This is a genomic window from Ruminococcus sporogenes, assembly GCF_054655175.1.
Genome location: NZ_BAAHOA010000014.1, coordinates 1 through 1,833, shown reverse-complemented (window position 1 = coordinate 1,833; position 1,833 = coordinate 1). Strand labels below are relative to the sequence as shown.

Sequence of the window (1,833 nt, the reverse complement as noted above, 5' to 3'; positions counted from 1 at the left end):
AATGCAATAAATAGTAATTTTACTAAATCTCCTGGCGTAGTACCGGGTAAGATTTCTAATTATCCAGGGTATGCTGTGGTCGGCGAACAATTGTTGTTCAGTCTCAGCGGGGCAAATGGCGGTGTTCCTCCTTATAAATACCAGTGGACATTCTATTCAGTGGGGAACTTAAGCTATGTAACAGTAAATGGACAGAGCGCATACCATGCCTTTGAGCACGCTGGATGGCATTATGTTGTGGCTACCGTTACTGACTCAGTTGGAAATACGGCTTCAACATCCTATGCGGTAAAAGTATACAATCCCCTTACAATATCCGTTAAGGTCAGCTCTTCAAAAGTTTATGCGGGTGTACCAGTAACATTTGACTACTCCATAAGCGGTGGTTCAGGATTATACAATGTTTCTTACAACCTTGGGAATGGTGTTACCGGTAACACCGGGTGGTCTAAACTATCAGCCGGTTCCGTAAACACCGTATATGCAAATCCAGGTCAGTACCTTGCTGCGTTTGAAGTCTTTGACTTTGAAGGATTACATTCTTCCAGCACGTATTATGTCAACGTTTCAATAGCTCAGACGAACGCCACAATAGCACCATTGAGTGTGTATTCAGTTCTAAATACAAAACAATATGCAGCCCAGAACATAACGAGCATACCCGAGGGGAAGGTGCTCTTTGATACGCTCCATGTAAAAGGAGGTACAGGTTGGTACAACTATACAGTAATATGGGGAGACGGTTCTGTTTCCTACTATTCAAGTGCATTCACAAACAATGCAACTCCCTATTTCTCACACACATATACCGTCCCGGCTCTTTACATAATAAGGGTATACGTTAACGACTCCATAGGTACCAGTGCCTTTGATCAGGAGGTAATCAAGGTAACTTATGTCCCACCTAGTGTAAGAATGGGATATTCTATTCCGTCCACCTATTATCCATTGGCTGCTAACTTTACGGTGACATCCATAACAGTTAACATTACAGTGGCAAATAATGGAATAGGGTTGTGGGGAAATATCTCAAATGGCAAATCACCCTATACCTGGACATTATATAACTCCACAAAGAAGGTCAGCAGTGGAACTGCGAAATATGCCTTTACACCATTCCACCTTTACGATTTTAAGACAGACGTTCCAGGCACTTACCACTTCCAGCTAAATATTTCAGATTCCTATGGAAACAACGCCACTGCAGAATTCACCATAGTTGTAGTGTCATCACGCCTTCAGGTGCTGCTCACAGATAACATAGGAACTACAGTGGGAGTGGGTACCCCAGTGAAGTACTATGCATACCTCCTTAACGTAATGGCCAACGCATCTGGGGATGCTAACGTAACCATAGTCTTTAACAATGGCACAGTGGGTACTGCTGCGGGTAATGTTACCATACATATATCCTGGACCGGCCTTACACCCTATTCAATAAACTTCGCATGGCCCAACCCACTAAATATAACGCTCTACATAGATAAAGCATATTTGAACAAGGAGCCAGGAAATGCTACCAACGTCACATACCACGTACAGGGAACATTCACCGCCTTTGTGACTGCGAACTATGGAACGAAATACGATAACTCAACCGCAGCGCCGTATTATTTCACAGAGGCAACCTTCACAGTGAATGTTTTGCCATTGAAGCCCTTGAATTATGTTGCATACTGGTCACCTCTTCCACCGGTTCAGTATGTGGGCAGTCCCATTACAGTGGAATTAAATATTACAGGTGGCAATGGTCTTTATGTGCTTAAGATAGCAAATATACCCTCCATATCCATATCGGTACCATCCAGCGAAAGTACCATGGTGACAGAACAG

At 43.3% G+C, this 1,833-nt stretch carries 1 protein-coding gene; it reads left to right on the top strand.

What is annotated here, in order from left to right:
- The coding region (locus ACYQ0N_RS15155) for a PKD domain-containing protein (RefSeq protein ID WP_460163156.1) at positions 1 to 1,833 on the top strand (1,833 nt) is incomplete at both ends.